This is a genomic window from Bradyrhizobium sp. NC92 (assembly GCF_025200865.1).
Classification (GTDB): Bacteria; Pseudomonadota; Alphaproteobacteria; order Rhizobiales; family Xanthobacteraceae; genus Bradyrhizobium.
This window is the reverse complement of record NZ_CP104171.1, coordinates 2,841,624-2,865,288: the sequence shown is the minus strand read 5'-3', so window position 1 is coordinate 2,865,288 and position 23,665 is coordinate 2,841,624. Positions and strand designations below refer to the sequence as shown.

26 protein-coding genes are annotated in these 23,665 nt (G+C 65.5%); 9 read left to right on the top strand and 17 right to left on the bottom strand.

The features are described 5' to 3' along the window. Nucleotides 1–13: 13 nt before the first annotated feature. From N2602_RS13355 to N2602_RS13345, 3 genes are read right to left on the bottom strand one after another with little or no spacing between them, the layout of a single operon-like run. Complete coding sequence (locus N2602_RS13355; protein ID WP_260382918.1) at nt 14–1,189, bottom strand: MFS transporter; 1,176 nt, start codon at nt 1,187–1,189, stop codon at nt 14–16. Beyond that, nucleotides 1,186–2,547, bottom strand: a complete 1,362-nt coding sequence (locus N2602_RS13350; protein ID WP_260382917.1) for an NAD(P)-binding domain-containing protein — start codon at nt 2,545–2,547, stop codon at nt 1,186–1,188. Before N2602_RS13350 ends, N2602_RS13355 begins: the two co-directional genes overlap by 4 nt. A gap of 48 nt (nt 2,548–2,595) precedes the next feature. Next, nucleotides 2,596–2,913, bottom strand: coding sequence for a helix-turn-helix transcriptional regulator (locus N2602_RS13345; protein ID WP_172784622.1), 318 nt, complete (start codon nt 2,911–2,913; stop codon nt 2,596–2,598). A 133-nt stretch (nt 2,914–3,046) separates the two neighbouring features. Here N2602_RS13345 and N2602_RS13340 point away from each other — a divergent pair, with 133 nt between their 5' ends. Genes N2602_RS13340 through arsC form a run of 4 tightly spaced genes read left to right on the top strand, consistent with a single transcriptional unit; the run spans nt 3,047 to nt 5,028 of the window. Further along, nucleotides 3,047–3,409 carry a helix-turn-helix transcriptional regulator gene (locus tag N2602_RS13340; protein ID WP_260382916.1) on the top strand — a complete coding sequence of 121 codons (363 nt, stop codon included), beginning with the start codon at nt 3,047–3,049 and terminating at the stop codon, nt 3,407–3,409. Beyond that, nucleotides 3,402–3,929, top strand: a complete 528-nt coding sequence (locus N2602_RS13335; RefSeq protein ID WP_260382915.1) for an arsenate reductase ArsC — start codon at nt 3,402–3,404, stop codon at nt 3,927–3,929. Before N2602_RS13340 ends, N2602_RS13335 begins: the two co-directional genes overlap by 8 nt. Further along, nucleotides 3,929–4,630 carry an MIP/aquaporin family protein gene (locus tag N2602_RS13330; RefSeq protein WP_260382914.1) on the top strand — a complete coding sequence of 234 codons (702 nt, stop codon included), beginning with the start codon at nt 3,929–3,931 and terminating at the stop codon, nt 4,628–4,630. The genes N2602_RS13335 and N2602_RS13330 overlap by 1 nt, the downstream gene beginning before the upstream one ends. After that, nucleotides 4,627–5,028, top strand: a complete 402-nt coding sequence (gene arsC, locus N2602_RS13325) for an arsenate reductase (glutaredoxin) (RefSeq protein WP_260382913.1) — start codon at nt 4,627–4,629, stop codon at nt 5,026–5,028. Before N2602_RS13330 ends, arsC begins: the two co-directional genes overlap by 4 nt. A 27-nt stretch (nt 5,029–5,055) precedes the next feature. Here arsC and N2602_RS13320 read toward each other — a convergent pair whose 3' ends face one another. The 6 genes from N2602_RS13320 to N2602_RS13295 all read right to left on the bottom strand — a co-directional run bounded on the left by N2602_RS13320 (nt 5,056) and on the right by N2602_RS13295 (nt 11,063). Beyond that, nucleotides 5,056–5,820, bottom strand: coding sequence for a hypothetical protein (locus tag N2602_RS13320; RefSeq protein WP_172784195.1), 765 nt, complete (start codon nt 5,818–5,820; stop codon nt 5,056–5,058). A gap of 2 nt (nt 5,821–5,822) precedes the next feature. Further along, a complete protein-coding gene (locus tag N2602_RS13315; RefSeq protein ID WP_260382912.1) occupies nt 5,823–6,035 on the bottom strand; it encodes a hypothetical protein in 213 nt (70 codons plus the stop codon). After that, nucleotides 6,032–6,475, bottom strand: a complete 444-nt coding sequence (locus N2602_RS13310) for a hypothetical protein (protein WP_260382911.1) — start codon at nt 6,473–6,475, stop codon at nt 6,032–6,034. Before N2602_RS13310 ends, N2602_RS13315 begins: the two co-directional genes overlap by 4 nt. 25 nt (nt 6,476–6,500) lie before the next feature. Then, entirely contained in the window at nt 6,501–9,920 is a 3,420-nt protein-coding gene (locus N2602_RS13305) for a CHAT domain-containing tetratricopeptide repeat protein (RefSeq protein ID WP_311739085.1), read from the bottom strand. A gap of 176 nt (nt 9,921–10,096) precedes the next feature. Further along, entirely contained in the window at nt 10,097–10,858 is a 762-nt protein-coding gene (locus N2602_RS13300; protein WP_172784192.1) for a hypothetical protein, read from the bottom strand. Between the two features lie 16 nt (nt 10,859–10,874). After that, entirely contained in the window at nt 10,875–11,063 is a 189-nt protein-coding gene (locus N2602_RS13295) for a hypothetical protein (RefSeq protein WP_172784191.1), read from the bottom strand. Between the two features lie 251 nt (nt 11,064–11,314). Here N2602_RS13295 and N2602_RS13290 point away from each other — a divergent pair, with 251 nt between their 5' ends. Further along, a complete protein-coding gene (locus N2602_RS13290) occupies nt 11,315–12,292 on the top strand; it encodes a DUF2336 domain-containing protein (protein WP_260382910.1) in 978 nt (325 codons plus the stop codon). A gap of 151 nt (nt 12,293–12,443) precedes the next feature. On the opposite strand, the gene N2602_RS13285 is transcribed toward N2602_RS13290, so the two are convergent. From N2602_RS13285 to N2602_RS13265, 5 genes are all read right to left on the bottom strand, one after another. Further along, entirely contained in the window at nt 12,444–12,788 is a 345-nt protein-coding gene (locus tag N2602_RS13285; protein WP_172784189.1) for a DUF1491 family protein, read from the bottom strand. Between the two features lie 3 nt (nt 12,789–12,791). Further along, nucleotides 12,792–13,085 (bottom strand): BrnA antitoxin family protein, encoded by a 294-nt coding sequence (locus tag N2602_RS13280; protein ID WP_172784188.1) that lies wholly within the window; start codon nt 13,083–13,085, stop codon nt 12,792–12,794. Next, entirely contained in the window at nt 13,066–13,326 is a 261-nt protein-coding gene (locus tag N2602_RS13275) for a BrnT family toxin (protein ID WP_172784187.1), read from the bottom strand. Before N2602_RS13275 ends, N2602_RS13280 begins: the two co-directional genes overlap by 20 nt. A 109-nt stretch (nt 13,327–13,435) precedes the next feature. After that, complete coding sequence (locus N2602_RS13270; protein WP_260382909.1) at nt 13,436–14,167, bottom strand: peptidoglycan-binding domain-containing protein; 732 nt, start codon at nt 14,165–14,167, stop codon at nt 13,436–13,438. Further along, nucleotides 14,160–16,022, bottom strand: coding sequence for a PAS domain-containing sensor histidine kinase (locus N2602_RS13265; protein WP_260382908.1), 1,863 nt, complete (start codon nt 16,020–16,022; stop codon nt 14,160–14,162). The genes N2602_RS13270 and N2602_RS13265 overlap by 8 nt, the downstream gene beginning before the upstream one ends. A gap of 411 nt (nt 16,023–16,433) precedes the next feature. On the opposite strand from N2602_RS13265, the gene N2602_RS13260 reads away from it, so the two are divergent. Both N2602_RS13260 and N2602_RS13255 read left to right on the top strand, forming a co-directional pair. Further along, on the top strand, nt 16,434–16,877 hold the full coding sequence (locus tag N2602_RS13260) for a DUF5330 domain-containing protein (protein WP_172784184.1): 444 nt from the start codon (nt 16,434–16,436) through the stop codon (nt 16,875–16,877). 68 nt (nt 16,878–16,945) lie between these two features. Continuing rightward, a complete protein-coding gene (locus tag N2602_RS13255; RefSeq protein WP_172784183.1) occupies nt 16,946–17,374 on the top strand; it encodes a SufE family protein in 429 nt (142 codons plus the stop codon). Nucleotides 17,375–17,505: 131 nt separating this feature from the next. On the opposite strand, the gene N2602_RS13250 is transcribed toward N2602_RS13255, so the two are convergent. Together N2602_RS13250 and N2602_RS13245 are read right to left on the bottom strand one after the other, a co-directional pair. Beyond that, entirely contained in the window at nt 17,506–17,922 is a 417-nt protein-coding gene (locus N2602_RS13250) for a MucR family transcriptional regulator (protein ID WP_172784182.1), read from the bottom strand. A 144-nt stretch (nt 17,923–18,066) separates the two neighbouring features. Further along, nucleotides 18,067–18,933 (bottom strand): DUF308 domain-containing protein, encoded by an 867-nt coding sequence (locus N2602_RS13245; RefSeq protein WP_260382907.1) that lies wholly within the window; start codon nt 18,931–18,933, stop codon nt 18,067–18,069. A gap of 329 nt (nt 18,934–19,262) precedes the next feature. Here N2602_RS13245 and N2602_RS13240 point away from each other — a divergent pair, with 329 nt between their 5' ends. Then, nucleotides 19,263–20,912: a glycosyltransferase family 39 protein gene (locus N2602_RS13240; protein ID WP_172784180.1), complete on the top strand. Its 1,650-nt coding sequence runs from the start codon at nt 19,263–19,265 to the stop codon at nt 20,910–20,912. 193 nt (nt 20,913–21,105) lie between these two features. Further along, nucleotides 21,106–21,885 (top strand): class II aldolase/adducin family protein, encoded by a 780-nt coding sequence (locus N2602_RS13235; RefSeq protein ID WP_172784179.1) that lies wholly within the window; start codon nt 21,106–21,108, stop codon nt 21,883–21,885. Between the two features lie 369 nt (nt 21,886–22,254). Here N2602_RS13235 and N2602_RS13230 read toward each other — a convergent pair whose 3' ends face one another. Further along, a complete protein-coding gene (locus N2602_RS13230; protein WP_260382906.1) occupies nt 22,255–23,649 on the bottom strand; it encodes a M20/M25/M40 family metallo-hydrolase in 1,395 nt (464 codons plus the stop codon). Between the last annotated feature and the right edge of the window lie 16 nt (nt 23,650–23,665).

Genomic DNA, 23,665 nt, shown 5'->3' with positions numbered 1-23,665 from the left:
CTCGGACAGGGACTCATGCCGTCTGATCCCCACGAAGCAGCAGAAGGGCGAAGAACGCAGAGACCGAGGCCAGGGCGCTGATCCAGAGCGCGCTGCTGCCGAGATGCTCCACCATCAGTCCCAGCGCAAGGGGCGCGAAAGCGCCCGTTGCCCTGGAAGGCAGCGAAATCATCCCGACACGCCTGCCGAACCCGACCGGCCCAAACAGCGCCAACGGCAGCGTACCACGGGCAATGGTGATGATGCCGTTACCCGCGCCATACAGCACCGTGAAGGCCGGTGCGAGCAAAGGGCCGCCTGCGACCAGCGCAAGCACGCCGATCGGATTCATGAGCATGGCGAGCCTCGCCGACAGCAGCGGATGAAACCGGCCAAGCCATCCTGCTTCCAGAAGGCGGGCGCCGACCTGCGCCGGCCCGACCAATGCTCCTGCCAACAACGCCTGTGCCGGCGTGGCGCCGAACGCAACCAGCATGGTGGGCAGAATGGCCGAGACGCCGGAGCTGACAAAACTCGCGGCCGCAAACATGTACGCCAGCAGCATCATTGCGAAGGTTTCGCTCTGGCGGCCGGATTGCCGGCTTGCGCCCGTGCTCGGTCCGGCCTCCTGATGCAATGGAGCGGCACGGGGCAGCGAAAGGTTGAGCGGCAAGGCAAGACCGATGTGGATCACCGCCCATAGCTGGCAGGCGGCGCGCCAGCCGTATTCCGTGGCGAGCCACGTCGTGAGCGGCCAGCCGAGTGTGCTGGCGAAACCGGCGATCAGGGTGATGCCGGTGATCGATCGTCGCGCATTGGCGCCGTAAATACGCGCAAGCGTCGCGAACGCGGCTTCATAGAGGCCCATGCCCATGCCGATCCCGAGCAGGATCCAGGCTGTGATCAGCACCGCTACGCCATAGGACATGGACAGCAGCAGCAAGCCCGCCGCGAAAACGAGGTTCGAGACGGCAAGCATGCTGCGCCCACCGAACGTATCGATGGCATGCCCAACTCTCGGGCCAAGCAGGCCGGAGATGATGAGCGCGCCCGACAGCGCTGCGAACACGTAAGTCGGCGCAAGACCGAGATCGCCCGCAATCGGCGCGGCCAGGATCGCAGGAAGATAGTAGCTCGACGCCCACGCGATGGTCTGCGCGGTGCCGAGCGCGACGACGACGGTGAGCGGGCCCGCAGTGCCTCGGCTCATGAGCAACCGCACCCCACACCGCCCGCCTTCTTCGCGGATTCATCGGCGGCACAGCAGGCCGAGGGTTCGGCCTTGGGCGGACCACCGCAGCATCCTGCCGCGCCGGTGGACTCCACGCCACCGCGTGTGCAGACGCCGGTCTCCGGCAGCACGAGCTCGACCCGTGCCGCAGCCTCCTGGTCGCCGGCAATGTCCGCAACGATCGAGCGGACCTGCTCGTATCCGGTCATCATCAGGAAGGTCGGCGCGCGGCCGTAGGACTTCATGCCAGCCAGATAGAAGCCCGGCTCATCATGTGCCAGCTCGCGCGCGCCGTGAGGCCGCACGGTTCCGCAACTATGCTCGTTGGGGTCGATGAGCGGCGCGAGCGCGAGGGGCGCCTCGATCGCCGGATCGAGCCGCAGCCTCAGCTCGGACAGGAACGAGAGATCGGGCCGGAAGCCAGTCGACACCACCAGCTCATCGGCAACCACACTCCGCGCAGCAGGGCCGGCGCCTGCCGAAATCCTGAGGCGGCCTTCGAACTCCGAAATATCGGTGACAGCGAAGCCGGTCTCGACCGCAATCCTTCCGGTGGTCACGAGCGCGGCAAAGGTTGCCCCCAGCTCGCCGCGCGCGGCAAGCTTGTCGTTGCGGCCGCCGCCAAAAGCCTTTGCCGGATCGTCGCCGCGCAACAGGCAAACGGGCCTGGTGCCGGGCGCCTCCTCGGCGAGCTGCGCGAGATCGATCAGCGTGCCCAGGGCGGAATGGCCGGCACCGAGCACGGCCACGGTCTTGCCCGCATATCTGCCGCGAGCGGCGCCGCTCACAGCCGGCATGCCATAGACGATGCGGCCGGCGCATTCGCGTTCGCCGAACGCCGGCAGGCCGTTGCTGCCGGCGGGATTGGGCGAGAACCACGTGCCGGAGACGTCGATGACGGCATCGGCGCGCAGCAGCTCGTCGCCTTTGCCGTTCTGGTAGCGGATTTCGAACGGCGCTTGGCCCCGCCCCTTCGTCTTCGCCTTGTCGAAGCCGGCGCGGCTGATCGCCGTGACACGGCTCGAGGTCCGGATCGTCTCGCGCAATGGCGTTCGCGTTGCCAGCGGCGCGAGATAGTGATCGATCAGTTCGCCGCCGGTCGGATAGGAGCTCGGGTCCGGCGAATTCCATCCAGTCGGCGCAAGCAGGCGCGCCGCCGCCTTGTCGACATTGTATTCCCACGGCGAGAAGAGCTGGACATGCTGCCAATGCCGCACCGCATGCCCGGCCTCCGGTCCAGCTTCGAGCACCACAGGGGACATGCCGCGTTCGAGCACATGAGCGGCGGCTGCGAGGCCGACCGGGCCCGCCCCGATGATCGCTACCGTCTTGTCCATTTCGTATGCTCCATCCTTCTAGAATTATGGAATAACTGACCAAATGATTCAGGCTGCGGTCTGGGTATCCCTACACCCCGCTTCTTCCGCACAGCACTCCGAGACCAGAAAATCGACCAGCCCCCGCATGGCGTCGAAATTGGCGCGACAGATCAGGGTCGTCGATTCCCTGCTCTGACCGACCAGTCCGACCGAGACCAGGGTCTTGATGTGGTGCGACAGCGTCGAGGCCGGAATCTTCAGCTTGTCCTGCAGGCGGCCGACCGGCATGCCCGCATGCCCGGCCCGAACCAGCGCACGGTAAATCTGCAGGCGGGTCCGATTTCCGAGGGCTTCCAGGCGTGCTGCTGCGTCGTCGATCTTCATGAACGCCATGATGCGCGCCTGCACATCGAGTGTCAAACGGTATTTCTAGAATATTCGAAATTACGACTCACGTCGTGGCCGCCGGAGGTTTTCCAGATTGACTCGGCCTCAATAATTCCATAAATCTGGATATATGGAAAAAGAACAAGCCGTCCTGGCGCTCGCCGCGCTGTCTCAACCGACCCGTCTGGAGGCGTTCCGGACGCTGGTCAGGCACGAACCTGAAGGTCTTGCAGCCGGCGACCTCGCGCGTCTGCTGGAGGTCCCGCAAAACACGCTGTCGGCGCATCTGTCGGTTCTCAGCCGCGCCCGCCTCGTGTCTTCCGAGCGGCACAGCCGCTCGATCGTCTACCGCGCCAATCTCGGTGAATTTCGCGACGTCGCGCTCTTCCTGCTGCGCGATTGCTGCGGCGGACGGCCGGAAGTTTGCGACCCCGTCGTCGAGACTTTGCAATCGTGCTGCTCGCCAAAACGAAAGGAGCGAAGCCGTGTCTGATCACAGGTTCAACGTCTTGTTCCTATGCACCGGCAACTCGGCGCGATCGATCTTGGCTGAGTCGATCCTGCGCAAGGACGGCGGCGGCCGCTTTCAGTCCTTCTCCGCCGGCAGCACCCCGAAAGGCGCAGTCCATCCGCTGGCATTGCGCACGCTGGAACACATGGGCTACCCCGCCGAGGGAATGCGCTCGAAAAGCTGGCTGGAGTTTGCCGCTCCGGATGCGCCGGTGATGGATTTCGTCTTCACCGTCTGCGACAACGCAGCGGGTGAGGCGTGTCCGATCTGGCCGGGCCAGCCGATGACGGCGCATTGGGGCATCGAGGATCCTGCCGCGGCAGAGGGTTCAGAACTGGATAAACAGGCGGCATTCGTCACCGCGTTTCGTTATCTGAGAAACCGCATCGCTACATTCGTGAACCTCCCGCTGAGGAGCATCGACAAGCTTTCGCTCGGCACCAAGCTGCGCGAAATCGGCCGCTCCGAAGGTGCAACCGATTTGACGCCGAAGGCCGGCTGATGGACAGTTTCGATCTGTCGCGGCGCCTCGCAGCCGAAGCGCTCGGCACAGGCATTCTCGTCGCCACCGTGGTCGGCTCCGGCATCATGGCGGAAACACTGACCAAGGACGTCGCGCTGGCGCTGCTCTGCAACACCTTGCCGACCGGCGCCATCCTGGTCGTCCTGATCACGGTGCTCGGCCCGATCTCCGGCGCACACTTCAATCCCGCGGTGACGCTCGTCTTCACCGGCCAGCGCGAGCTGCCGGGACACGAGGCTGCGTTCTATATTGTCGCGCAGATCGCTGGCGGGATCGCGGGAACGGTGGCGGCGCATCTGATGTTCGGGCTGCCGCTGCTCGAACTCTCGACGAAGGTCCGAACCGGAGGGCCGCAATGGTTTGCCGAAGCGGTGGCCGCGTTCGGGCTGGTTGCGACGATCCTGGCCGGCATCCGGTTTCAGCGGACGGCCGTGCCTTGGCTGGTGGGCCTCTACATCACCGCGGCTTATTGGTTCACGGCCTCCACCTCGTTTGCCAATCCGGCCGTGGCCATTGCGAGGTCCCTGACCAACACGTTCTCAGGCATTCGTCCCGCCGACCTGCCCGGCTTCGTCATTGCCGAGTTGTGCGGAGCGTTCGCCGGCATGCTGCTGATGAACTGGCTGCTCGGACGCTCACGCGCGTCCGCCTCGGTTGCAATCACGGAGACAAGTCGATGACCGTCACGATCTATCACAACCCCGCCTGCGGCACCTCGCGCAACACGCTGGCGATGATCCGGCAGAGCGGCACCGAGCCCGTCGTGGTCGAATATCTCAAGACGCCGCCCTCGCGGGACGAGCTCAAGGAGCTGGTCGCGACCATGGGCATTACGGTCCGCGCGCTGCTGCGCGAGAAGGGAACGCCCTACAAGGAGCTCGGGCTAGACGATCCCAAATGGAGCGACGACGAGCTGCTCGATCTCATGCTCGCCCATCCCATCCTCATCAATCGTCCGATCGTGGTGACGCCAAAGGGCACGCGCTTGTGCCGGCCGTCGGAAGCCGTGATCGATCTCCTGGACAATCCGCTCGGCCGCTTCGTGAAGGAAGACGGCGAAGTGGTGGAAGCGCGATAGGCCTGCAAGCGCGCGTCGGAAGGTCAGCTATCCCAGCAAGCCCTTCAAGCCCGCATAGATCGAGCCGACAGCGGTCGCGGCAACGCCGACCAGTGGCCCGACGGTCTGCATCAGGTCCTGGATCAAGCGGGCGCGGCGGCGCAGCTGCTCCTCCCCGACATGCTGCCCCAGCAGACGCGCCATGCGGAAGGCGAACGCGTTCGGCTTGCCGCCCTGGGTCAGCACGCGCGGCAATATCTGGAAGATCACGACGCTGAGAATGTTACCCGAGACGAAGGCGAGCAGGATACTGGCGCCATATTCGAACACCTCCCGCCATTCGATCCATACCGTTGGAAGGATCGGGACATGATCGTGGATCCCGGTGATCGTCAGCATCGCCAGGATGCTGACACTCGCGGTGAGAAACGCGAGCACGAATGCCGCGAGGATGTAGACCCGGTGCAGCCGATAGGCGACGAATCCGAACAGGAGCGGCACGGCGATCGACGCGATCCGAAGCGGGATCGGCGACAGGTTGAAGGCGATGGTCACGAGCACATGCGCGATCACCAGCAGCAGGGACGGAATCGCAACGTAGAGCACCGCATGCGTTCCGTAATAGCGCAACGGATTGTTGTAGCGCTCGAGACGGACGTTGACGCGATCGAGATCGCGCCTGAGCTTGTCCAGCTCCGCAACGATCTCGTCGATCTCGAGAAGCGTCGGCCGCACGACGCGCAGGTCCCGCGAACAATGCTTGCACGCGATGGCTTCGTCCTTGATCGTCTCGGCGCAGAACGGGCACTCCATCGCTAGCGCGACTTCCTTCGTCTCATGATCGCTTCGATCTCGTCTCTGGCCCGTTTCAGTTCATCGCGCAGATCCTCGCGCTTGCGCAAGAGATCGTCGCGCTCGGCAAGCAGCGTGGCGGGAACGGCGATGTCGCGCCCGCACGAGGCGCAAACCAGCGCGCCCTCGGCACTTTCGGACCGGCAGTAAGGGCAGATCACTTGGGCAAAGGTCACTTGGGCGCGACCTTCAGAGTGAAGACGGCCGTGCCTGGCCGGCCATCGCTGTCCTTGATATCGACGCGCACCGTGTATTCGCCGGGCGGCAGCTCCGCATCCTGCATGTTGATGCCATCAGCCTGCACGAAGGGCTTCACCCTGGGAGTCAGGTCGACGTTAGGCGTGCGGAGGAAGATCACCTTGACCGAGTTCGGGTCGACCTTTGCCCCGCCATAGGACTGAAATTTCAACACCAGCCGCAGCGGCGAGCTCGCCGCGTCGCCCGGCGAGACGAACTCGACCTTCGGGCCACGCAGGATGCCGCGCTGTTCGACGGCAACCGCTCCCTTGGGAGGCGGCAGCTTGGCTTCCTCCTCCGTGATCAACAGCGTGGCACGCGATGGCGCCGAGACCAGCAAAGCTGCAGCCACAATTCCGAGCAAGACATTCCGCTTCATTTCCCCTGCCCTCCTTCCCGTCTCATCACCGCAAGCCGCCATCGCCGATGATCGTGTACGGCGCCCAAAACAGCGGATGCGCATAGGCGAACTCGGTCTTGCCTTCGCTGTTGAGATAACCCGGACCGTCGACGAGGGCCATTGCCGCCTGGCGCAGCGCCTCGCTGCGCGACAGCTTGGGATCGTCGGCCTGCCGCTTGAACAGGTCAGTCACCAATTGCCGCGCCGACTGCGAATGCACCGACCAGTTCGTCACCAGCAGTGCGCGCGTTCCGGCGTAGAAGAAGGCGCGCCCCAGCCCGGATGCGGCCTCTGCCCCGGCGCCGGCGCCGGCCCCGGTATTGCAGGCCGACAGGACGACCCAGTCCGCATCCAGCTTGAGGCCGAGGATCTCCTCCATGGTCAGGAGGCCGTCACCGCCCTCGCCCGTCACCGTCGGCGACGACAGAGCGAGTGCCGGCTGCGTCAGCCCGTTCAGCTCGCCCGGGACGAGCCCATGGGTGGCAAAGGCCAGGATCCTGAAGCCGGACAGGTTCATGGTCTTAACCGCGCTCTCGGTCGCGCTCTTGCCGAGGAACAACACCTTCGAGGGGTCCGCCTGCAGTGCCAGCGCGATCGATTTCAACTCGTCGGCGGTGTCGGGCAAACGGGGCAGCAGACCGAGCTCGGCGCTGTCGACGCCTTCGAGCTTGGGACTGTTGCGCCGCTTCAGCGGACCGCCGCGCGTGATGTTGCCGCCGGCGTCGGCGACCTGAATCTTCTCTCCGCCGCCTTCCGCCTCGGCCTGCTGCTCGCGGTTGAAATAAGGATCGCCAAAGGCCACGAGGTCGCCGCGACCGGGCTTGCCCGGCGGCAATTGCCGCAGCGTGCGCAGCGCCGCGGCCGAGGGCACCGTCGACACGGCATGGCTTCGCGCCAGCCACGGTACGTTGCGATAACCGACGAAGAGCGGGTCCTCGTCCGCGGCCACCTCCGCCGGTGCCGTCGGCAACAGGGACAGCGGCAGAAGCCCGAGAGCGCCGTTGGTCACGACGATCAGGTTCTTGGCCGGCTTCCATCCGCTCTCGACCGGCTTCAGCAGCAGCTCGTAGAGCTCGTGGCCCAGCTTGAGATCGAACGGCGGAATGTCCGAGATCATCGCCGCCTGCGGCTCGAGCGCTTCGCGCAGCTTGCGGATCTTGGTCTCGATGTCGCCGATCCTGGCGTTGACCGCCGCGAACGCCACCGGGCCCGATTTCGGCACGGCCCAGACGAAACTGCCGCTCTGGCCGAAATAGAACGACAGCATCGCCTCCCCGTCGGCGAGCGTCGTGCGGATTTCGGCGACGCTGGGCGGCTTGGGAGAGACGAGATCGGCGTAGACCGGAAACTTCTGTTTGATCTCCTGGCGCGCCTTGTCGCGCTCGGTGCGCAAGGCGGCGATCGAGGCCTGGATCTGCTGCACGCCCTTCTCGTCCCGCTCGGTGGACGGAAGCGCCAGCACGTTGTTGAGCGTTCCAAGTTGCGCGTTGACCTGCTTGGTCAGGTCCTGCTCCTTGCGGACGAGATCGGCCAGCGCCGGATCCTTGGCGGCCGCCCGCGCGCTCGATGCCGCCAGAGCCTGCTGAACCGAGCGGCCGCGGATGGCGTCCGCGAGACTGAAGGTCTCCTCGCCGACCCCGCCGCTTGCGGCTTCGGTACGTGCAAGCAGCACGAAATAGCTTTCAACGATGCTCTGCAGGCGCTGGCTGCGCGCGGCGACCACGGTAGTGTTCTCGTCGTCGGCATTTTCCCGCGCACTCGCCATCATGATCGGGATGGCGGCCTTGAACTCGCGGATCGCCTCGGCATCGCGCCGCGCCCGCATCAGACCGACCGCCAGCGTGCCGCGCGCCGAGGCGGCATCGAAATGATTTTCGCCGACGCGGCCGACCTGCTTCTTCACCAATTGCTCGGCCGCAGCGATGCCGGCCTCGAGCTGGCCGGAGGCGTAGAGCGAGAGAATGCGCGACGGATTGAGCTCGAACACCTGGCGGCGCTGCGGCTCCCAATTCGCAATCGCCTTGTCGATCGCCGCGTACATCGCGTTGGCTTCCGGCGTCTTGCGCTGGAGCGCCAGGATGCCGGCCAGTTGCGACAGCCATTGCACGGTGGATTGAGAATCGTCGGGAACACCGACGGTCTTGTTGATCTCCAGGGCCACGCGGCCGAGCTGCTCGGCTTCTTCGTAGCGGCCCTCTTCGACCAAAATGCCCGCGAGGCCCATGACGTAGCGCGGCGTCACCGGATTGTACTTGCCGGTGTCCTTCAGTCGCGCCAGCAGAGCGCGACGGGCGTCGACCTCGGCTTCGGCGAGCCGGCCTTGTCGCGCCTTCATGCGGGCCTGGCTGAGCACCAGGTTGTCGATCGACTGCAGGAAGACGGTTTCCGCCGGGGGATTGTCCGACTCCATCACGCCCTTCATGCCGGCCCGCTTGCGCTGCTCGGCCACGCGATAGGCAGCCTCGGCCTCCGCGAACTGCCCGCGCGCTTCGAAGATCATCGCCCTGGTCGCTTCGAGCTCCCCTTCCCAGTTCTGCCCGAAGCGCGCATAGGAGGTGCGCCACCCCGGAAGACCGCTGGTGCGCGCCTCCTGGATTGCGGCCTGTGTGCGACGCAGATAGGCTTCCGCCTGGGCGACATCGCCCATCTGGACGAGGTTGCCGACAACGGACCGGTTGGCGCTCAATTGGTATCCTTTTGCGCCAGGCTGGGTGGCGGTCTCACGCAACAACTTCTGAATCACATCCATCGACCGCTTTGGGTCGCCGGCTGCGGCGTATTGCAGCGAGAGGAGCTGCTGCATGCGGCCCATCAGCCGAGGCTCGACGGCGCCGCGTCCGACCTCGACGGCCTTGCTGGCATCCGCAATGGATTCAGCAAGCCGACCAAGCTGCGCACGCGCATTGGCTCGATCGAAATAGAACTGCGCGAGATCTTCGCGCGATTCCTTGCCCTTTGGCGTGGAATCGGCGTCCGCTTTCAGCTGCACGATCAACTTCTCGTTCGGCTTCTCGCTATCGAGGATCGCCGTGATGTCGGCGATGGTGCGGGGCGGCGCGATGAAGCCCTTCGGCAGTGCGGTGCCGGGCTCCAGCTTCGGCGCCGCTTCCTTCGGCAGCTCGACGGCGACATTGGCCCGGCCATTGGCGGCGTTGAGAGCCGCCATCACGCAGGCCTTGACCTGCGGCTTGGCCTTGGCGCGGCAACCCTCGATATCGGCACCGGCCTTGCGGCCGCCTTGTGCCTGCATGCAGGCTTGCACGATCGGCTTGCCGACCGTCATCCGGCAGTTCTCGAGCGCGGCCTCCTGGGTCAGCGCGGCGGCCGGGCCGGCTGATCCGAAGAGAATGGCAAGAATTGGCAGTTTTCGCGCAAGTGTGGAATTTCGACGGACCTCAAGCCGCATCCCGGAATTGCTGCTCATCGCAAAAGACCTTCGTGCAAAATGACTTGGTGTAACAGCGCAATCCTATCGCTACGGCCGGGGAGAACAAGCGCCAATCGGGGCGATTCGCCCATTATGCTGAACCGCGAGGCCCGCGGCGGGCGCGCGTGCGGCAGCACCGTCCCGGCGGAACTGGCAGGCGTGAGGACCGGCGCTCAGCCCTTCGAGATCACCGCGCGGCCGTAAGGCGGCTGGCCTGCGACCGGCGGGTTGGCGGTCTGGGCGGCGAGCTCGCCGATCAGGCGGTCGGCATCGGCGGCCATGCCGTCGGGGGCCTGGATCACCAGGCGCTCCAGCGCCCAGCGGTAGGACGAGACGCGCTGCTCCAGGCACTGCTGCACCCATTGCACGATCAGCGAGTTCTCCTGCATGCGCGCGACCGCATCGTCCCTCTCCCTCGGCGAGAGCGCGGAGACGCGCGCCATGCTGGCATCGCGCTTCCTGTCGAGATCGATGACGCGGATCGCGCTGGCGAAGAACGGCTCGAAGCGGGTGATGTCGTTGCGCACGTCCTCGATCAGCTGCGCATAGCGCGAGGAATGCGAGCGGTGCGGCTCGTCGATCAGCGTGCGCCCGTACATGGTGCGGTCGAACACGATCTTCTGCCGCCAGGGCGAGGGCAGCGCCTTGTAATCGCCGAACACGCTCTTCCATGCCGGGCGCGACAGCGGCGGCTCGATCATGGGATAGGCGAGATCGCGAAGCTGGCGCTCTTCGTCGGTGAGCTGGAATTGCGAGGGCTTCAGGCCGACGCTGGAGGTGACCTCCGCACCGAGCCAGCGATGCATGTCGTCGCTGCGCATGCTCTCGCGGGTGCGGCCGAAGTCGCCGCCGCTGCACGCCGCGAGCGAGGCGCCCAGCAGCGTGAGCAGGACGGCCGATAGGACAGGCCGGATCTGGCGGATGGAGCCCGGCATTGCATGAAGCCGGATGTCAGCGGCGGCGACGACGGCGCCCCGGCGCTGTGCCCTGCTCCGGCCCGCGATCGCCACTGGTTTCGTCCGCCTCACGCTCGATACGGATCACGGGAAGAATCACGACCGTTCCCATGTCCGCGCGCGGAGCGACATCCCCCGACGAGCCCACCCGGCGACCGGCCGGAAATTCGATGATGGTCCCCATGTCAGCTCTCTTCAATTGCCGCGCGACCGAACGCGCCCCTGCAACATGCATTTCATTAAGATCAGTTCATGGTTAACGGGGTGTAAACGCGCCCCTTCGACCGTAAGCGCACGGACCGCGCCGTCCCGTTGCGGCACGACAATTGCTGAATTTGCAGGGCCGGCTTCACGCATCGTTTTCCTTAACGAGGCTTTAAAAGAACCTGCGCTAGGCTCGCCCCCAAGTCTCTTTCCCGAGTTGCGTACGCCTCCATGACCAAGTCGCTGTTTCCCGAATTCGACGGGCTGATGACCCTGTCCCGTCGCGAAGGTGTCGACGTCCGTCCGACGCTGCTGCGCGTGCTGACCGACCTTTACGTCCAGACGAGCACCCACAGCGACGACGAGCAGCGGCAGTTCGTCGAGCTCGCCACGCGGCTGATCGACCAGGTCGACGATGCGACGCGCGCGGCCGTCAAGGCGCGGCTCGCGGTCTATCCGCAGACGCCCGTCCCGATCCTGCAGAAGCTCGGCCTGGTCGCGGCCCAGGAAGGCCGCAGGGTTCCATTGGCCCGGGAGATCCCCGCTCCGCCGCGCACGCCCGCATCCGCGCGCGTGCCGACCGAGGCCGAGCAGCGCATGGCCGCCAACATGGCGATGCAGCCGAAAGAGGCGGCCGAGATCCACGACATGTTCTTTCGCGCCGGAGCCTCCGAGCGCGCGCTGATCCTGCACAATCTGGCGCAGACCCCGCTGAAGGCCGCCCCCCGGATTCCGACCGTGCGCGCCAAGCGCGCGATCCAGATCCTGGAGATGGCGGCGATCGCGGGCGATGTCGAAAACTTCACCTTCGAGCTCGGCGACAGCCTGATCCTGCCCTCGCGCGTCGCAGCCCAGATCGTCGACGATGCCGGCGGCGAGGCGCTTGCGATCGCCGCGCGCGCGCTCGACATGCCGAGCCCGGTGTTCCAGCGCATCCTGTTGTTCTTCAAGCCGGAGATCGGAACGTCCGTGAACACGGTGTACCGGTTGTCGCGGCTCTACGACCGCCTCCCCGAGCGATCGGCGCTGGTGATGCTGGCGGCCTGGCGCGGCTCGACGCTCGCCGTCACCCGCGCGAAGTATCAATCCGCGCTACACGACGGCGAACGCCAGCGCGCCCGTGCCGGCGCAAGCCAGACGCGCCCCGGCGTGCAGCCGGGCTCGGCGCCCGGGGTGAAGACCGGGACCGGCGGGTCGTCGGAGCGATAAGGCCGGCCTTCAGACGCAGCGACATTGGATGGAGAGTGCGCGACGCCTGCCCCAAGCGCGTCATTGCGAGCGTAGCGAAGCAATCCAGAGTCCCTCCGCAGAGAGCTTCCGGATTGCTTCGTCGCTTCGCTCCTCGCAATGACGGTTGGCGCTAAGCCTTCGCCAATTCCAGAAAATGCCGCCCGGCGCGATCCTCGGTCTCGACGATCCAGGCGTCCGGATCGAACCGGATTTCCTTGGTCAGCCGCTCCTCGATCGTGTGCTCCGGCAGAGGCTGCGGCGCGACGGGCACGAAGAAGCGATCGATGGGCCGGCCGTCGTCATAGACGGTCTGCGGCGCCGGCGCATACAGCATCGCATTGCCGTCGAGCAGCGACACCTTGACGAACACCGCGCCCGCCTCCTCGGCACCGCGACGCCGCACGGCGCCGAACACGCCCTCGGTCTGGCAGCGCCGCAAGTAGGCCGCGACCCAAATGTTGGATTTCAAACGCATGAGCTAACCTGCGGCAGAGGTGCGCTTGCGCTTCACCACCTTGACCAGCTCTTCGTCGATCCTGCTCTGCCAACCCGGACCTTCCGCCTTGAAGTGATCGAGCACGGCCGGACTCAGGCGCAAGGTCACCTGTTGTTTCGTCGGGGCTCTATTGGGACCGCGTCCCTTCCGCATGCCCGGGAAAACCTCATCGAAAGTCTTGGCCCTGGCAAAGTCGCCCTTGGTCCATTCCGGATTGTCGCTCACAGCACGCATGTCCCGTGCGGTGTAACCCTTCTTAGCGACGGTTTTCTTCATAGAGCCTCCTTTCCTTCCTGCTGGCAGGACGCATGCTGACGATGCTGACGCCCTCAGCTCCACGGGTCGCGAAGATCACCGAGATCACGCCACGAATGTTGATGCCGATCGCGCGCCAGCGACTGCCATGGGTGGCCAAAACCAAAGCATTGTCGAAGAAGGTCTCGTTGAGATCTGCGAAATCCATCCCGTGCTTGTCGAGATTGGCTCGGCGCTTTGGCTCGTCCCAAACGATCTTCACAAGATTATTTTGTAACTACAAAATAATCTGAAGTCAATTGTAGCGACATCCCGCCGCGCGGAGGCACCGAGGGCGCGCTTGGGATTGTGCCTCTGCGCCGGCCTGGCGCTTATTCGACGGGGTGGCCGATCGCAGCGGCGAGCTCGCGCAGCAGGCGGTCGGAGACCTGACCGGTGACCTGCATCTTGTGCTCGCGCTCGAATTTCTGGATCGCGGACTGGGTCTCGCTGCTCATGCTGCCCGTGATCTTCAAATTGCCGTAGCCATATTCGGACAGCGCACGCTGCACGCCGGCAATGCGCCGCGCGGCCGGGCTTTGCGCCGGGATCGGCGCCGGCGGACGCACGGCCGCCGGCGGCGTCGAGGTCGTCGCCTTGACCAGATTGGTCATCGGATCGTTGGAGCGCGTCGAGGCGGTCGCCTCGACCGGCCTTTCGGTCGCCTTCTCGGCGGCACGCTCGGCAGGCTTGGACTCGGCAGGCTTGGGCTCAGCAGGCTTGGGCTCGACGCGGAACTCGGTCGCGCGCGGCTCGAGCGGCGAGGTATCGGCGCCGACGGGGCGCGGACGCGGCAACGGGTTCGACAGCGGCACGGAGGACGGCGCGGGAAGATTGATCACCGTGCCGAACATCGGCGCGGGGTGCCGGCCGGTCTGGAGGAACAGCGCATTGGCGACGATCGCGGCGATCGCGGCGACGGCGACGAGACCGGCCAGCGTATCCTTGGGGCTGTGCAGCAGCACGCGCATCACGAGGTTGCGCTCGGTCTCGACATCGATGACCGCGGCCTTGGCGCCACGGCGGCGCGGAGCGGCTTCGTCCTTGGCAGACTTCTTAGGCACTTTTCTTCACCAGAGCGGGTTGATCCTGAGGTTGGTCCTGGGACTGGTCGTGAGCTTGGTCTTGAATATCCTGGCGCAGCGCCGGCGTCAGCGTCGCGATCTTGCGCTCGGCCGGCTTGACTTGCGGCGGCGTGTAGACGAGCGGCAGCTTGACGGTGACCGCCGTGCCCTCGCCCAACCGGCTTTGTACCGTCAATTCGCCGAGATGCAACGCCACGAGGCTCTTCACGATCGAAAGTCCAAGGCCGGTGCCCTCGTGACGGCGCTGATAGGTCGTGCCGGTCTGGAAGAACGGCGCGCCGATGCGCTTGAGATCGTCGGGCGCGATGCCGACGCCGGTGTCGCTGATGCGCAGCGTCAGCTGCGAGCCGGACACCGCGGCAGAGACGCAGACCTGGCCGCCGCGCTCGGTGAACTTGATGGCGTTGGCGACGAGGTTGAGCACGATCTGCTTGAAAGCCCTGGGGTCGCCGGTCATGACGGGCAGGTCCTGCGGCGCGTCGGTGATCAGGTCGATGCCGTTCTCCCGCGCCTTCAGCGCCAGCAGATTGCAGCAATGGAGCAGCGAGGCGCGCGGCGCGAACGGCTCGGACGCGATCTCGAAAGTGCCCGATTCCATCTTCGACATGTCCAGGATGCCGTTGACGACCGACAGCAGGTGCTGGCCGGAATCGTTGATCAGCTGGGCGTATTCCTTGCGCTGGGCCGCACCCAGCATCAGGCTCTGCTCCTGCGCGATCATCTCGGAGAAGCCGATGATGGCGTTGAGCGGCGTGCGCAGCTCGTGGCTCATGGTGGCGAGGAAGCGCGTCTTGGCGGCATCGGCCGCCTCGGCGGCGCTGCGCGCCTGGTCCAGTGCCTGCTCGAAAAGCTTGCGGTCGGTGACGTCGCGCATCACGGCGACGACTTCGGCTTCGCACGTGACGTCACGCGCCCTGTCCTGGTCGAGCGGACGGCAGCGCATCTCGACCCAGATGAAATCGACCTGACCGCGCTCGGAGACGGGCTCGCGCCGCAACCGGAACTCGACGCTGCGCACCTCGCCGCGCGCCGCATCCGACAACGCGGTGAGATAAGCCGGCCGATCGGCGACATGGACGCGGTCGAACAGGCCGTGGCCGAGCAGTTGCGCCACCTGCATGCCGAGCATGGTCTCGGCGGCCGGCGAGATGAACTGCACCGCGCCGTTGCGCTGATGCCGTGAGATGACGTCGCTCATGTTGCGCGCGAGCAGGCGATAGCGCTCCTCCTCGCGCGACAGCAGCGCGACGCTGGTGCGCGCAAGCGATTCCGCGCCGAAGGCGAGGCCCGCGGCATAGAGAGTAGCCGAGGCAACGCCGAACGCCATCAGCACGCCGCGCTCGGCCGCGCTCGGCTCCGCCACGGGCAGCCAGCCGAGCTGGCTGACCAGGATCAGCATTCCGGCGCAGGACAGCGCGAGCAGCGAGGCGAAAGCCGCGACGCGGCGCGAAGCCGACAGCGCAGCTTCGAGCGGAACTACGACCAGCCAGACCGCGGCGAAGGATTCGATGCCGCCCGTCGTGACCGCGACGGCCATGATCAGGCCGGCGAGCGCCAGCGACGACAGCACATGCGCACCCTCGTAGCGGCCGGTGCGTGACAGGAACCAGGACAACATGATCGGCGCGATCAGCCAGGCGAAGGCCGCGACCTCGATCGCGCTCGGCGCGCCGCGCATGGCGAGATAGACCGGGAATGCGGCAAAGGCGGCGAGGCTGCCGAGCAGCCGCGGTGCCATGAAGGCGCGATGGCGCGCGCGCGTCAGCGCATCGTAGCGCGCGGAGGGATGCAGCAGTGCATCGAGACAATCGCGGATGATACTCAAAGCTGTCACGGGTCTCGCGCTTCGGCTCAATCGTCTTGAGAAGACGCGCCGGAACGCCTCCTTGTCGTTGCGCCACCGTGTCAGAGCGACCTTAAACGAGTGCTAAGGCGGCACAGCGCGCGGCCGGACACCGCGTTATCGCGGAGCTTTTTAGACGATTTGGCGACGTCTTCGCTGCGGATGGTGAACACAGGGTTTCACTTGCTCCGCATGGTTTCGAATTGGTGGATGCGGGACGGCCAGCAAAACCACGGGCGCGGGCGTCAACTGAAAATTCACCGGAACGTCGCTTCCAAAGATTCTTGCGTCAATTTTCCGCGAATTAAGCTCAAGGCAATCACTTGCGATTTATCGAGGGTTGCTAGGTCCGACATCCGCGGGAGATCGCCGCGGGCGGACTCTAACGGACAGGTCGATAAGATGCGCTTTCTGCTCCGCATCACATTCTGGCTCGGGCTGGTGCTGGTGCTCCTGCCGCGGGACAAGACGCCCGAATCGGACAAGCTGCCGCAGATCGGCGCCGCCGATGCGGTGCAGGCCGCGACCGCGGCCGTTTCCGACATGACCCAGTTCTGCAAGCGCCAGCCGGCGGCCTGCGAGGTCGGCGGCCAGGCCGCGACCATCATCGGCCAGCGCGCCCAGGACGGCGCGAAGAAGCTCTATCAGATCATCAACGACAAGAAAGAGCAGATCACCAACGACAAGAACGACGGCAGCAAGAACGAGAACAAGAAGGCGCCCGACCATACCGGCTCGATCGCGCTGGCCGGCGAAGGCGATCTTGCCGCGAACGAGGCGCCGCGCGATACCCTGACCCAGGATGATCTTGCGCTCGAATGGCGCGGACCAGGGCCGGCGAATTAGCGTCCAAACCCTATCGATTTCAGGGCTTCGCGTCTCTATATTGGCCTTAACAGGAACTGTGGGCCGATATGACGACGATCGACGACATCAGGGACAATTTCGAGCTTCTGGACGAGTGGGACGACCGCTACCGGTACGTCATCGAGCTCGGCCGCACTCTGGAACCGATGCCGGAGGCGGAACACTCGGCCGAGAACAAGGTGCAGGGCTGCGTCAGCCAGGTCTGGCTGCAGAAGTTGGTCGACCGCGGCAATGGCGAGCCGGTCCTGAGATATCGCGGCGACAGCGACGCCCACATCGTGCGCGGGCTGGTCGCGATCGTGCTCGCGCTGTATTCGGGCCGCACGCCGCGGGAGATCCTCGATACCGACGCGATCGCCGTGTTCAACGAGTTCGGCTTTCGCGACCATCTGACGCCGCAGCGATCCAACGGCCTGCGCTCGATGGTCGAGCGCATCAAGACCGACGCGAGAGAAGCGCTCGCGGAAGTTTCGTAAAGAACGCCCCCTCGCGTGAGGAGCGCCGTAAGGTGGGCAAAGGCGCCCTTGCGCCGTGCCCACCATTTTTCTTCGATTGCGCTGGAGCTGGTGGGCACGCTTTGCTTTGCCCACCCTACAATATCCCCCGACTACTTCCGCTTCCGCTGCTGCTGCCCGAGACCCATCTGCTTGGCGAGCTGCGAGCGCGCCACCGCATAGTTCGGGGCCACCATCGGATAGTCGGCCGGCAAGCCCCACTTCTCGCGGTATTGCTCCGGCGTCATGTTGTACTGCGTGCGCAGATGGCGCTTCAGCGACTTGAAGCGCTTGCCGTCTTCGAGGCACACGAGATAATCGGGCGCGATCGACTTCTTCAGCGACACGGCCGGCTTGGCCGGCTCCAGCGGCGCGGTTTCGGTGCGGCCTGACGAGACCCGCACCAAGGCGCCGTGCACCTGATTGATCAGGTTCGGAATCTCGGCCGCCGGCGTCGGATTGTTGCTGAGATAGGCCGACACGATGCTCGCGGTCAGCTCGATGAAATTCTTCGCCCCCGCATCCGACATGCGCCCCCCTTCTCCCGCTTGTGGTCACGGGATTGACGACACCGAAGTATTCCCTGTCAAGAATACATTCGGCTGAAACACGACGACTGAGGGCGATGCGCTGATTACTGGTGAAGGGCGCCGCTCTACTTGAACGCCGGCGCCTCAACCGCGCTGGTCGAGATGGGCGCGGAGCTCGTCGATCGAGGCAAAGCGCATCATGCCCTCCGGCATCTGCGCCTCGATGGAACCATCGGAATAGAGCGAATAGGCCATGCCATCGACGACGCCGGACTTGAGCACCGTCACGGGTGGTGCGGACTCCACGGGTGGCGGCGGCTCGGGCGCCGGCGCCGGAGCGGTCTCCGCGAAGGTCGACGGCGAGCGCGGCGGCGGCGGACGGCGCGGGGCGGCCGGCGGTTCTGGCGGGCGCGTACGGTCCGGCTTCGGCCAGGCCACGTCAAAGCTCGCTGGCGGAAGGTTCGGGGCCTCACTGGGCTCCACAGGCGGCGGCGCAGCTTCACCGGATTTCGCCTCGGCGCGCTCGCGTTCCTTGCGCGAGGTCGAGGCGAACAGCAGGTTGCGCCGGCGCGGCGCTTCCGGAGCGGCAGGTGGTGTCGGTGCTTCCGGTTCCTGCTGCGGTGCCTCGGCACGCGGACGCTCGCGCGCAGCAGCTTCGCTCTGCCACGGCGGCGGACTTGCGGGCGGTGGCGGCGGCGCCGGCTCGGCTCTCACCGCCGCAGCGGACACCGACTCGGGCGCGACTGCGCCAGGCGCGGCGAGACCCGGCAGCACGGGCCTGACCCGAACCTCGGATGGCGCGACCGCACCGGCCAGCCGGCGCGCGAGGCCCTTGAGCTCGAGCAGCACCAGACGCAGGCCGACCAGTAACATTCCGGAGCAGACGCCAATGGTGCCGGAGATTATGAGAGTCCCACCGAGACTGAATTCCCTGATCGTCATGCCGAAAATGATCGCGAGGAGACCCGCCAGGACGGCGCAAATCCCCACGATCAGCAATGCCAAATTCATCGAACTCACCCCCGGCCGCGCATCTGCACGCGAGAACCGCTACGCCACGATACCGTCATACGCTGTTCCACGCCAACGGCCAATTCTGGGCGGTGTTCCTAAAGGGAAGGAAATCAGGGACTTATTCACATTCCCTTCAGCTGCGGCTCGCTACTGCTAGAGCTGCTCTCAAGTCATCGGAATTGGTGCCAACCGGAATTGCTGCGTCGCATCAGGAATTTAGCCATAATGCCCAATTACTTGGTAATGGAACTGCGCTATAGGGAGTCCGGGGTTGAGGCCCGCGCGCACCAGCAGGGCCAAGAGGGGATTCCGGGGCACCGATAGCCATGACATCCATCACGACTTCGGCGATCGACACGCCTTCACGGCGCTCGGTCGAGCGGACTTGCGACGATCTCGCCATGCTGGTGCTGGCCGCGGTCGCCGTCATTGCAGGCTTGACCTTCCGCGATTACGGGCTCGGCTGGGACGACTACACCCACGCCGAATACGCCGACCTGCTGCTGCGCATGTTCGGTTCCGGCTTCAAGGATACCGCGGCGCTCTCCTTCGCCAATCTCTACATGTATGGCGGCGGCTTCGACATGGTCGCGGCCCTGCTGCACAAGGTCATTCCGCTCGAGCTGTTCGAGACGCGCCGCCTGGTCGGTGCCATCGTCGGCGTGATCGGGCTTGCCGTGACGTGGCGGCTCGGCCGCCGCATCGGCGGACCGCTCGCAGGCCTCGCCGCGCTGCTCCTGCTCGCGCTCTGCCCGATCTTCTACGGCCACATGTTCATGAACCCGAAGGATGCGCCCTTCGCGGTCGCCATGATCATCCTGATGCTCGGCCTCGTGCGGCTCGCCGAGGAATATCCGCAGCCGTCGCCGCGCACGATCCTGATCGTCGGCCTGGGGGCCGGCCTCTCGCTCGGCTGCCGCGTTCTCGGCGGGCTCGCTTTGGTCTACGCCACGGTCGGGTTCATGCCGCTGCTCCTGGAGGAATTGCGCAGCGAAGGTCTGCGCGAGTCGGTTCGCCGCTTCGCCCATGTCGTCTATGTGCTGCTGCCCGGCCTCGTGCTCGGCTACCTCGTGATGGGCCTGATCTGGCCGTGGTCGATCATGGAGCCCGGCAATCCCTTCGAGGCGCTGACCTACTTCTCGCATTTCTTCGAGAAGCCATGGAAGGAGATGTTCGACGGCGCGATCGTGTCGGTGCCCGACATGCCCTGGTCGTATCTGCCGACGCTGTTCGCGCTGCAGCTGCCCGAGGTGATGCTGGTGCTGATGGGTGGTGCCATCGTCAGCACCTTCGCCATGCTGCCGCGGCGCGAGGTTCCGGCGCGCCGCAAGACCATCCTCCTGATGCTGACGCTGGCTGCGACGCTGCCGCTCGCGATCGCGATGGTGAAGCGCCCGGCGCTCTACAACGGCATCCGCCATTTCGTCTTCGTGATCCCGCCGATGGCGGTGCTCGGCGGCGTCGCCTTCGCCTGGACCATGGAGCGCCTGCGCGCCAACCACCGCACCTGGCAGCCGGTCGTGCTCGCCACCTTCTGCTTCGGCCTCGCGCTGTCGCTCGCCGAGATGATCCGGCTGCACCCCTACCAGTACACGCACTTCAACCACATCGCGGGCACGGTGCGCGGCGCCGACGACCGCTTCATGCTGGACTATTGGGGTCTCGCCTTGAAGCAGGCCTCGGACGGATTGCGCGAGCAGCTCGTCGAGCGCCAGGAAGTGCCACCGAGCAACCGCAAATGGAAGGTCGCGGTGTGCGGACCGCAGCGCCCGGCCCAGGTCGCGCTCGGGCCGGACTTCACCATCGGCTGGGATTCCAATGCCGCCGATTTCGCCATGACGCTCGGCGAGTTCTACTGCAAGGGCCTCACGGCGCCGGTCATGGTCGAGATCAAGCGCGACGACGTGGTGTTCGCCCGCGTCTACGACATCCGCGGCCGCGGCATTTCCAGCCTGCTCTCGATCCCGGCGCCGTAGGATTATTCTCCGTTTCCGTAGATGGGATGGACCGAAGCGTAATCCGGGGACCTGTGGCGTCGTGCGAGCTGCCCCGCATTCCGCTTCGCTCCATGCGGGCTACGCGCGACAGCCACGCTCCTTGCGCCTTGCCGCCAGCCTCACCCGCGACTACGCTCGCTTCCCGCAACAACGACGTTCGGAGAGATCAGCCATGTCGCCAGCAGAAGCCCGCGTGAGGGAAGTGCCCTCCAACATGACGGAGGCGGAGTGGCAGCAACGGGTCAATCTCGCCGCCTGCTATCGCCTGGTCGCGCTGTACGGCTGGGACGATCTGGTCGACACCCACATCTCCGCGCGCGTGCCCGGCCCCGACCATCACTTCCTCATCAATCCCTACGGGCTGATGTTCGAGGAAATCACGGCCTCCAGCCTCGTCAAGGTCGATCTGCACGGCAACCAGCTCTCCGAGAGCGAGTACAGCATCAACCCCGCCGGCTTTACCATCCATTCGGCAATCCACGAGGTGCGCGAAGACGCCATCTGCGTGCTGCATCTCCACACCCTCGACGGCACCGCGGTGTCGAGCAGCGCGGAAGGGCTGCTGCCGCTGAACCAGACCGCCCAGCTCGTCACCCACGACCTCGCCTATCACGACTATGAAGGCATCGCGCTCGACCACGAGGAGCGGCCGCGGCTGCAGAAGGATCTCGGCGACCACAACCACATGCTCCTGCGCAATCACGGCACGCTGACGGTCGGCCGCTCGGTCGCTTCCGCTTTCGAGCGCATGTACCACCTCGAACGCGCCTGCTCGATGCAGGTGCGCACGCGCGCACTGGGCACGCCGGTCTATCCGGTCGAGGAGATCGCGATCGAGAAGAACACCGAGCTGTTATCCAACCGCGACCGCGCCGAGCTGCGCGCGAACAACCTCGTGTGGCCGCCCTTGCTGCGCAAGCTCGACCGCGTCAATCCCGGCTACAGGTCTTGAGATTTTCCAGATTTGGCGTAGAGTAGCACTCAACGGACCTCTACGCATTTTTGGAATGAAACGCCGCCCAATCCCGGGCGGCGTTTTTATTTGGTGTGGCGACCTCTCCGCTCGTCATTGCGAGGAGCCCTTGCGACGAAGCAATCCAGACTGTTTCCGTGGAGGGATTTCTGGATTGCTTCGCTTCGCTCGCAATGACGATGAGAGAATCTTCGTAGCGAATGAAGCTCTCGGAGGGTGGGCAAAGCGACTTGTCCGCCGTAGCTCGAAGAGCGAAGGGGAAGCGTGCCCACGTCTTCTTCCTTCCTAATCACTGGGAGATGGTGGGCACGGCGCTTTTGCGCCTTTGCCCACCCTACGGCACCGTGCCTATTTCACCTCCGCCAGCGCGGCGAGGATGCGAGCCCAGGAGCGGATCCCTTTCTGGAAGCTCTTCAGGTCGTATTTCTCGTTGGGCGAGTGGATGTTGTCGTCGTCGAGGCCAAACCCCACCAGCAGCGAGTCGAGGCCGAGCGTGCGCTTGAAGTCGGCGACGATCGGGATCGAGGCGCCGGAGCCCATCAGCACGGTCTCCTTGCCCCATTCCTCCGTCAGCGCCTTGCTGGCGGCGGCAAGCGGCTTCATGGTCCAGTCGAGCGCGACCGCGGGCGCGGCGGAATGGTCGCCGAACTCGACCTTGCAGTCGCCGGGAATGCGCGCCGTCACGTAATCACGGAAGGCCTTGCGGATCTTTTGCGGGTCCTGGCCCTGGACCAGACGGAACGAGACTTTGGCCGAGGCATGTGAGGGAATCACGGTCTTGGAGCCCTCGCCGATATAGCCGCCCCAGATGCCGTTGACGTCGCAGGTCGGACGCGTCGAGGCCTGCTCGACCAGCAGCCTGCCCTTCTCGCCAGCCGGGAGCGACAGCCCGATCGGCTTGAGAAAGGTCTCGGGCGTGAAATCGAGCTTCTTCCACTGCGCCAGGATGTCGGGCGGCGTGTCCTTCACGCCGTCATAGAAGCCGGGAATGGTGATGCGGTTGTCATCGTCGAACAGGCCGCCCAGGATCTTCGTGAGCAGGCGGATCGGGTTCATCGCGGTGCCGCCGAACACGCCGGAATGCAGATCGCGATTGGCGGCGGTGATCTTCAGCTCTTCATAGAGCAGGCCGCGCAGCGAGGTCGTGATCGCCGGCGTGCTCGGATCCCACATGCCGGTGTCGCACACCAGCACGTAGTCGGCCTTGAACTCGTCCTTGTTGGCCTCGATGAAGGGCACGAAGTTCTTCGAGCCGACCTCCTCCTCGCCCTCGATCAGGAAGGTGACGTCGACCGGCAGCGAGCCCGTCACCTTCTTCCAGGCACGGCAGGCCTCGACGAACGTCATCACCTGGCCCTTGTCGTCCTCGGCGCCGCGCGCGACGATGATCTTGCGGCCATCGGCATGATCGGTGACGACGGGCTCGAACGGCGGACGGTGCCAGAGATCGAGCGGGTCGACCGGCTGCACGTCGTAATGGCCGTAGAACAGCACGTGCGGCCGTCCGCCCGCGCCGGTCCTGCCGACGACGGCGGGATGGCCCGCGGTCGGCCTCACCTCGGTGGCCACACCGAGGCTGGCGATGTCCTTGGCGAGATGCTCGGCGGCAGCCTTGCAATCATCGGCGAAGGCGGGATCGGCCGAAATCGACTTGATCCGCAACAACGAGAACAGGCGCTCCAGGCTGTTGTCGAAATCCTTGTCGATGTGGTCGAGCACGGATTGGAGCTGCGCGTTGGCCATGATTGCTATCCTGGTT

What these genes read in the sequence shown, in the direction of transcription:
- N2602_RS13355 (WP_260382918.1), bottom strand. Translation starts at nt 1,189, where the DNA reads ATGAGCCGAGGCACTGCGGGCCCGCTCACCGTCGTCGTCGCGCTCGGC.
- N2602_RS13350 (WP_260382917.1), bottom strand. Translation starts at nt 2,547, where the DNA reads ATGGACAAGACGGTAGCGATCATCGGGGCGGGCCCGGTCGGCCTCGCA.
- N2602_RS13345 (WP_172784622.1), bottom strand. Translation starts at nt 2,913, where the DNA reads ATGAAGATCGACGACGCAGCAGCACGCCTGGAAGCCCTCGGAAATCGG.
- N2602_RS13340 (WP_260382916.1), top strand. Translation starts at nt 3,047, where the DNA reads ATGGAAAAAGAACAAGCCGTCCTGGCGCTCGCCGCGCTGTCTCAACCG.
- N2602_RS13330 (WP_260382914.1), top strand. Translation starts at nt 3,929, where the DNA reads ATGGACAGTTTCGATCTGTCGCGGCGCCTCGCAGCCGAAGCGCTCGGC.
- arsC (WP_260382913.1), top strand. Translation starts at nt 4,627, where the DNA reads ATGACCGTCACGATCTATCACAACCCCGCCTGCGGCACCTCGCGCAAC.
- N2602_RS13320 (WP_172784195.1), bottom strand. Translation starts at nt 5,820, where the DNA reads ATGGAGTGCCCGTTCTGCGCCGAGACGATCAAGGACGAAGCCATCGCG.
- N2602_RS13310 (WP_260382911.1), bottom strand. Translation starts at nt 6,475, where the DNA reads ATGAAGCGGAATGTCTTGCTCGGAATTGTGGCTGCAGCTTTGCTGGTC.
- N2602_RS13305 (WP_311739085.1), bottom strand. Translation starts at nt 9,920, where the DNA reads ATGAGCAGCAATTCCGGGATGCGGCTTGAGGTCCGTCGAAATTCCACA.
- N2602_RS13300 (WP_172784192.1), bottom strand. Translation starts at nt 10,858, where the DNA reads ATGCCGGGCTCCATCCGCCAGATCCGGCCTGTCCTATCGGCCGTCCTG.
- N2602_RS13295 (WP_172784191.1), bottom strand. Translation starts at nt 11,063, where the DNA reads ATGGGGACCATCATCGAATTTCCGGCCGGTCGCCGGGTGGGCTCGTCG.
- N2602_RS13290 (WP_260382910.1), top strand. Translation starts at nt 11,315, where the DNA reads ATGACCAAGTCGCTGTTTCCCGAATTCGACGGGCTGATGACCCTGTCC.
- N2602_RS13285 (WP_172784189.1), bottom strand. Translation starts at nt 12,788, where the DNA reads ATGCGTTTGAAATCCAACATTTGGGTCGCGGCCTACTTGCGGCGCTGC.
- N2602_RS13280 (WP_172784188.1), bottom strand. Translation starts at nt 13,085, where the DNA reads ATGAAGAAAACCGTCGCTAAGAAGGGTTACACCGCACGGGACATGCGT.
- N2602_RS13260 (WP_172784184.1), top strand. Translation starts at nt 16,434, where the DNA reads ATGCGCTTTCTGCTCCGCATCACATTCTGGCTCGGGCTGGTGCTGGTG.
- N2602_RS13255 (WP_172784183.1), top strand. Translation starts at nt 16,946, where the DNA reads ATGACGACGATCGACGACATCAGGGACAATTTCGAGCTTCTGGACGAG.
- N2602_RS13250 (WP_172784182.1), bottom strand. Translation starts at nt 17,922, where the DNA reads ATGTCGGATGCGGGGGCGAAGAATTTCATCGAGCTGACCGCGAGCATC.
- N2602_RS13245 (WP_260382907.1), bottom strand. Translation starts at nt 18,933, where the DNA reads ATGAATTTGGCATTGCTGATCGTGGGGATTTGCGCCGTCCTGGCGGGT.
- N2602_RS13240 (WP_172784180.1), top strand. Translation starts at nt 19,263, where the DNA reads ATGACATCCATCACGACTTCGGCGATCGACACGCCTTCACGGCGCTCG.
- N2602_RS13235 (WP_172784179.1), top strand. Translation starts at nt 21,106, where the DNA reads ATGTCGCCAGCAGAAGCCCGCGTGAGGGAAGTGCCCTCCAACATGACG.
- N2602_RS13230 (WP_260382906.1), bottom strand. Translation starts at nt 23,649, where the DNA reads ATGGCCAACGCGCAGCTCCAATCCGTGCTCGACCACATCGACAAGGAT.